Source organism: Pseudomonadota bacterium, assembly GCA_010028905.1.
Classification (GTDB): Bacteria; Vulcanimicrobiota; Xenobia; order RGZZ01; family RGZZ01; genus RGZZ01.
On sequence record RGZZ01000798.1, the window covers coordinates 1 to 1439 of the forward strand.

Consider the following 1439-nt stretch of genomic DNA (forward strand, 5'->3'; position numbering starts at 1 on the left):
CCGCGACCGCTGAAGAGGGGTTTTCGGTCGGGCTTCTAGAAGCCCCCGGCATGGAGTTCAGAGACCTTGTAGACAGCCTTCACGACGTGCTTGCGGCGGCCGTTCGGGAAGACGCGTCCGACATCTACATCCGCGCGGGCCTCGCTCCGTGCCTGCGCATCGAGGGCGGCCTGGCCTTCATCGAGATGGATCCCCTGCGGCCAGAGGTCACCGAGGCCATCTGCCAGCTGGTGATGAAGCCGGCCCATCGAGAGGCGTTCGAGAAGCGGCCCGAAGCCAATCTGGTCTATGAGGTCGAGGGCGTGGGGCGGTTCCGATGCAATGTGTATCGCCAGCGCGGCACCTGGGCCATGGTGATGCGAAAGGTGCGCGACGAGATCCTCGATTTCGAGGCGCTTCGCATCCCGGACGTGGCCAAGAAGCTCAGCCTGCTCAAGCGCGGGCTCGTGCTCGTGACGGGCCCCACGGGCAGCGGAAAGTCGACCACGCTGGCGGCGATGGTGAAGTATCGCAACCAGAACTCGACCGGCCACATCGTCACCATCGAAGACCCCATCGAGTACCTGCACACCGATCTCAACTGCATCGTGAGCCAGCGCGAGGTGGGCACCGACACCGTGAACTTCCAGGACGCCCTCGAGAGCGCCCTGCGCCAGGCCCCGGACGTGCTGCTCATCGGTGAGATGCGCGACCAGCAGAGCGTGAAGGCGGCGGTGTACTTCGCCGAGACCGGCCACCTCGTGCTGTCGACCCTGCACAGCAACAACGCCACGCAGACCGTGGAGCGCGTCGTGCAGTTCTTTCCCACCGAGATCCACGATCAGGTCTATGCCCAGCTCTCGCTGAACCTGCGCGGGGTCGTCTCGCAGCGTCTGGTGCCCCGCAGCGACATCGAGGGGCGCGTGGCGGCTGTCGAGGTCATGACGGTGAATGCGCGCGTTCAAGAGCTCCTGCGCAGCGGCGAGCTCACCCAGCTCAAGCGCGAGCTCGATCTCTTCGCCCCCGAGGGCATGCAGAGCTTCGACGCCTCGCTGCTGGCGCTGTATCGCGAAGGCCTGATCTCCCCGGAAGACGCCGTGCGCTTCTCTGACAATGCCAACGACATGCGTCTGAAGCTGAAGACGATGCCCGTCTACATCAAGAGCAGCGGTCGTGAAGATCCCCGCTATCAGAGCACGCCCTACCAGAGCGTGGGCCCTCGTCGAGGCGACGCAGGCGCGCCAGCCGCGGTCGAGGGTGACGAACGAACGTCATGAGCGGATCTCGCACCTGTGGCATCTGCAGCGTCGCCATCGACGACGCCGCCCCCATCACCCTGTGCTCCGGCTGCGGTCGGCTGTACCATGACGACTGCTATGGCTCGCCACGAGACTGCCGCACCCCGGACTGCGAAGCGCGGCGCGAGGCCAATGCCCGGGTCGAGGGTGTGCCAGCGGAGG

The 1439-nt window shown here is 65.9% G+C and carries 2 protein-coding genes; both read left to right on the top strand.

Translation table 11 applies throughout. From position 1 onward, the window contains the following. The first annotated feature begins 50 nt into the window (after nucleotides 1-50). Complete coding sequence (locus tag EB084_25390; GenBank protein NDD31599.1) at nucleotides 51-1256, top strand: PilT/PilU family type 4a pilus ATPase; 1206 nt, start codon at nucleotides 51-53, stop codon at nucleotides 1254-1256. Next, a partial coding sequence (locus EB084_25395; GenBank protein NDD31600.1) for a hypothetical protein occupies nucleotides 1253-1439 on the top strand: 187 nt, incomplete at its 3' end. The genes EB084_25390 and EB084_25395, both read left to right, overlap by 4 nt.